This window comes from Methylobacterium sp. E-025 (assembly GCF_022829705.1).
GTDB lineage: Bacteria > Pseudomonadota > Alphaproteobacteria > Rhizobiales > Beijerinckiaceae > Methylobacterium.
Genome location: NZ_JAKSYR010000201.1, coordinates 1 through 4941 on the forward strand (window position 1 = coordinate 1; position 4941 = coordinate 4941).

6 protein-coding genes are annotated in these 4941 nt (G+C 66.8%); 2 read left to right on the plus strand and 4 right to left on the minus strand.

What is annotated here, in order from left to right; genetic code table 11:
- Positions 1-73 precede the first annotated feature (73 nt).
- Complete coding sequence (locus tag MKK64_RS28530) at positions 74-484, minus strand: hypothetical protein (protein WP_409568022.1); 411 nt, start codon at positions 482-484, stop codon at positions 74-76.
- 505 nt (positions 485-989) lie between these two features.
- On the opposite strand from MKK64_RS28530, the gene MKK64_RS27825 reads away from it, so the two are divergent.
- Entirely contained in the window at positions 990-1529 is a 540-nt protein-coding gene (locus tag MKK64_RS27825) for a hypothetical protein (RefSeq protein ID WP_243938997.1), read from the plus strand.
- Between the two features lie 795 nt (positions 1530-2324).
- Here MKK64_RS27825 and MKK64_RS27830 read toward each other — a convergent pair.
- The 3 genes from MKK64_RS27830 to MKK64_RS27840 all read right to left on the minus strand — a co-directional run bounded on the left by MKK64_RS27830 (position 2325) and on the right by MKK64_RS27840 (position 3672).
- Positions 2325-2504 (minus strand): hypothetical protein, encoded by a 180-nt coding sequence (locus MKK64_RS27830; RefSeq protein WP_243938999.1) that lies wholly within the window; start codon positions 2502-2504, stop codon positions 2325-2327.
- A 140-nt stretch (positions 2505-2644) separates the two neighbouring features.
- Entirely contained in the window at positions 2645-3406 is a 762-nt protein-coding gene (locus MKK64_RS27835; protein ID WP_243939001.1) for an outer membrane protein, read from the minus strand.
- A 110-nt stretch (positions 3407-3516) separates the two neighbouring features.
- Positions 3517-3672, minus strand: coding sequence for a hypothetical protein (locus tag MKK64_RS27840; protein WP_243939003.1), 156 nt, complete (start codon positions 3670-3672; stop codon positions 3517-3519).
- 468 nt (positions 3673-4140) lie between these two features.
- Between MKK64_RS27840 and MKK64_RS27845 the strand changes: the two genes are divergently transcribed.
- Positions 4141-4941, plus strand: an 801-nt coding sequence (locus MKK64_RS27845) for a DUF6502 family protein (protein WP_243939005.1), incomplete at its 3' end; no start/stop codon positions are given.

Genomic DNA, 4941 nt, shown 5'->3' on the forward strand with positions numbered 1-4941 from the left:
CACTGCAAGTCGGCCGGGCGATCCCGGTTATCCGAACCCAAGCGTCCCCATGAACAGCGTTTCGTCCTCCACATCACAGGTCTTCGCTCAACGGCCACCACCGCCACTGCGTCCGCAAGGATCGATGAATGACCAGATGTCCTCGACGATCGGCAAGGAGTTGTCCGCCGGCTCCCTCAGCGACACGGATGCCACGGCCGACTTGCAGTGTGAAATTTGCCCACGGACCGCTTAACATAGCGTTTCCGCTCAAGAATTCTCCATCCACGCCTCCATCCTCGAATACCGACGTCAGCACGGTGCGGCCGCCGCTGGCGGCGACCTTCACGTCCGCGAACATGCCGCTGGCGAGCAGGTTGCGGCGGGCTTCCTCGGCGGAGCCCCCGGCGGTGCCCGTGACGTAGGATCGGATCACGTCCGCGTCGACGCGTTTGTTGCCCTGGACGTCGATCTCGGCGGCCCCCGCGACGCCGGCGAACAGCATCGATATCAGACCGATGGCCCGGACCGGGCGCGAAGCCGTACGCGCTCCTTTCATCGAGGACCCGGATGCCGGACGAAGGCGATGAGGATGCACGGGCGAACTCGCTTCCGACAAGACGAATGGCGACGGCGCTTATGAGTGGGAAATTTGCCCACGGCAACGGTCGGGTTCAAGACACGTGCGGTCTGGCACACGATCGCGTTGTCCGTGGTCGCACGCCCCGGCATCGATGGATCCCCGTGCGTGTCGGCTTGGCTCGACGCGATCGTGGGATACCGTAAAAGATCGTTTCCGTGCTGACGTCGGTCTTCGAGGATGGAGGCGTGCATGGAGAATTCTTGAGCGGAAACGCTATGTTAAGCGGTCCGTGGGCAAATTTCACACTGCAAGTCGGCCGGGCGATCCCGGTTATCCGAACCCAAGCGTCCCCATGAACAGCGTTTCGTCCTCCACATCACAGGTCTTCGCTCAACGGCCACCACCGCCACTGCGTCCGCAAGGATCGATGAAGGACCAGATGTCCTCGACGATCGGCAAGGAGTTGTCCGCCGGCTCCCTCAGCGACACGGATGCCACGGCCCTCACGTCGGCACTCACTTCGATCGATACGAGCCTGTCCGCGGATGGCGCGAGCGCAACGACGAGCGGATCGACCTCGAAGCTCGATCCCTCTTCGATGAAGGATAGGATCGACGGCTTGATCTCTGATCAGGTCAGCGCCGGGACGCTGACCGACGATCAGGCCAGCGAGCTGAAGAACCTGTTCGCGACCGGCGGCCAGAGCGTGGGCTCCGTCACGTCCGATGCCGCCGCCGGTGCCGCCGGGCCGCCCCCTGGACCGCCTCCGGACGGCTCGGATACGGATGCCTCGTCGAACGGAGACGCGAGCGGCACGTCGTCCGGCGGCTCGTCTGTCAGCGACCTCTTCAGTTCCTTCCTCAAGCAGCTGCAAGCCACCCAAACCAGCAGTTCGGCCTACGGGGCCACCGGTACGAGCAGGAACACCTACGCGTCGTCGGCGCTTCTGCTGGACACCAACGCCTAAGGCCGGGTGAACCTTGGGGACCATCCGAGCCGATGGGATCGGCTAGGATGGTCCGGTCATTCACTGCATCCGCGGTACCATGGTCTCCGGGAGTGCATCGTCCAGCGGCATGGCCGGATGCATGTCGACCCTAACAGACCCCGAACGGACGGGAGCGGCGATCGCCACCGTCTCGGTTCCGATGATCACGGTGTTACCGCACTGTGATCTGCTCCCCGCGTCGACGCGCGATGGTGGCGCCGGACGCCTCTCGCTTCATCTCCGTCGCTCCCGGTCGCGATTGAGACGACGGCGATACCCATCGGCCGCCGCCTCATCGGTCGGAACCCGCCGAGGTCGATGTCCCTCCCTTGGCGTCCGACATCCGGAACCGGCGTCGGATGACGATGCCCGGGAACCGGTACCTTGTCCGCGTGACCGAAGAGCAGTCTCGCGATGAATCGAGCCAACTCCAAGCTTTAATCCCTCGCCAAATATACCCATAGTAATGTAATTATTAAAGGAGCGGCGAATCAGAAAGCAGTTATATAATTAGTCATAGTTAACGCATCAAAAGTCAAAACATTGGTCAATATAAGACAACATCAGTACCTTATCATTGTCCGGCCGATTAAGGGAGTAGAACGGCCGGTGAGCGCGGCAGACGCCTGCTCATGCATAGGCACCGCTGTTTTCTGAAGCTCCGTGGAGTCCGCCCCGCTGCGTGGCGCCTCGTCGAACGTCCGATTTCGATATCCCGAACCCGTGTTCCGGCGATTTGCCGTCGCACCGTCCTCCCGTCGGAGACCGGCATGATTACGGGCAGACCGGGTGGCCGATCGCATCGACGCGGCCGCGCCACGGTTCGTCGCGACCCGTGACGGGGTTGCGCCACGATACGACGACACAGCCGTCCGCCGCGTCCGATCGCCGGATCGCCGCGAGCCTGTCCGCACAGACGAGCAACAGGACGAAGGCGTAGGTGAGGGCGGCCACCGACCAAGCGAACCGCCCCCGGTCTGTGCCGACCGGATCGTGGGATTCGCATGGGAGAAGCCTGCCTCCGCACTGCGATCCGCTGTCCCCGGACGGAGAAACGCCGCCCGCCGGACCCGGAACCTCGATCCGGTCTGTCATCAGAACCGGTAGTTCAAGCCGGCGCGCACCACCGCGAAGCCCGCATCGCTGCGGCCGGCGCCGTAATAGGCGGCGGTCGTGGTATCGTAGTACGTCGTGCCGGAATATCGCTTACCGAGGTTAAGGTAGAGCGCCTCGACCTTGGCCGAGAGCTTGTCGGTGAAAGCGTACTCGATGCCGCCACCGACGGCGTAGCCGGTCCGCGTCGTGTCCGGCAGCGTATAGGGATAGGCAGCCGCGTTCGCCGAGCGCGATCCGCCGCCGTAGGCGAAGCCGCCCGTCCCGTAGATCAGCACGCGATCAAAGGCATACCCGACGCGGCCGCGCACGGTGCCGAAGTAGTCGAGGCTCGGGCGGATGGAGTAGTAAGGGGTCGTCCCGACATAGGCGGCATCCGTCTTGGCGAAGGCTGTGCCCTGGATGTCGGTCTCGACGCCGAGCACGAAGCCGGACCTTGGGGTGAACTGATAATTGTAGCCGAGCTGACCGCCGCCGGCGAAGCCGCCCTTCGCGGCAGCGTCGGTGACGGTGCCGTAGGTCGGGTTGGTGAAGCGGCCGCCGCCGTCGCGGAACGCGTAACCGGCGTTCACGCCGGCGTAGAACCCGGTCCAGGTGAAGGCGGGCGGAACCGGCAACGGCGGAGGCGGCGCGCGACGCGGCAAGTCGGCGGCGCCGGCCACCGCGAGTCCGGCGATCAGGACGGTCGCGGACAAGCTAAGGCGGCCGAGTGCTGGACCTGCGATCGGGAACGATGTCGACATGGTGTTTCTCTCGTTGGGAAGGAGGCTGCCGAAGGTGTCCGGCCATGGTCCGAGATAGTCCTCACGCTCGCGGCGAAGGGCGGGCGGTGGAGCGGTCGAACCCCGTTTCGTCAGGTCAGCGATGACAACAGGCCGATGACGGCAACGGCGATGATCATGCAGAGGGCGAGGTCGAGGATGCAGGCACCGCCGCAGGGGGATCGATCGTCGGTCGGCACGGATTCTGACATCAGGGCGACGGGTGGCCTCGGGTTGGCGGCGATCATCGGCCAGCCTCGCGTCGAGGGGTTGGAAGCGCCTCCCGGACCGGTCTGCCGATCCGGGAGGCGCCGTCGAGCACCGCAGCATCCCGGGAGGGGGATCCTGGTGCTGCGGCCTGCAGCGCCCCTGGGGTCGCGACGCGGTGGACCGTGTCCGCGGCGGCGATCCCGAGAGCGGGCAGCGCGAGGGCGACGAGACAGGCGGCGAGCCGGCCCAGTCGCGAAAGGGTGGTCCCGCCCGGCGGCCTGCGATCGCGGCGCAGGGTCGCGTTCAGGGGCGGCATCGGGCGGCAGACGAGGGCGGGTTTCGGTTCGGGCATCGGCCTCGTCCGGGTCGCGTTGACGTGGGAAATTTGACCACGCACAAACCGTATGTGTGCAGATTTCCCACGTCAACGCGAAATCGGTGGGCCGAGGTGCGCCGGCGCACGATGTGGGATTGTGTCCCACGTTGCCCACCTCCATGCTGCGCCGATGTCCGAGACCGTCAACGACACCGCCGAGGGGGCTGCCCTGCACGCGCCGGTGGCGCGCCTGCTGCGCCCGCTGGTCCGGCTGTTCGTGGCCCGCGGCATCACCTTCCCGGCGCTGACGAACCTGCTGCGCGAGCTCTACGTCAACGTCGCCGAGCACGACTTCGCGCTGCAGGGCAAGGAGCAGACCGACAGCCGGGTCTCGCTGCTCACCGGCATCCACCGCAAGGAGGTGCGGCGCCTGCGCGGGGCCGGGGCGCCGGTGAGCGCGGTGCCGGCGGTGGTTTCGCGCACCAGCCGGATCATCGCCCGGTGGCTCGCGGACCCCGCCTTCACCGACCCGGACGGGCGCCCGCTGGCGCTGCGGCGCGCGGGCGAGGACGGCCCCTCCTTCGAGGCCCTGGTCGCCGGTGTGACCCGCGACCTGAGGCCCCGCGCCGTGCTCGACGAATGGCTCGACCGCGGGCTCGCCACCCTCGACGGCCAGGACCGGATCGTGCTGGCCGAGGCCGCCTACGTGCCGCGCGGCGGCGGCGAGCCGCAGCTCTACTATTTCGGGCGCAACCTCCACGACCACATCGCGGCCTCGGTCGCCAACATCCTCGGCGAGGCGCCGCGCTTCCTCGAGCGCGCGGTGCATTACGACGGGCTGTCGGAGGATCTGGCGCGGCGGCTGGAGGCGCGCGCCAAGGAGATCGCGATGGAGGCGCTGACCCAGGCCAACCGCGAGGCCCACGCCGCCTGCGCCACCGATCCCGGCGGCCCCCACCGCTGGAACTTCGGCCTCTACGTCTACGCCGAA

Coding starts and splice junctions, on each gene's coding strand:
- MKK64_RS28530 (WP_409568022.1), bottom strand. CDS start 484: ATGCTGTTCGCCGGCGTCGCGGGGGCCGCCGAGATCGACGTCCAGGGC.
- MKK64_RS27825 (WP_243938997.1), top strand. CDS start 990: ATGAAGGACCAGATGTCCTCGACGATCGGCAAGGAGTTGTCCGCCGGC.
- MKK64_RS27835 (WP_243939001.1), bottom strand. CDS start 3,406: ATGTCGACATCGTTCCCGATCGCAGGTCCAGCACTCGGCCGCCTTAGC.
- MKK64_RS27840 (WP_243939003.1), bottom strand. CDS start 3,672: ATGATCGCCGCCAACCCGAGGCCACCCGTCGCCCTGATGTCAGAATCC.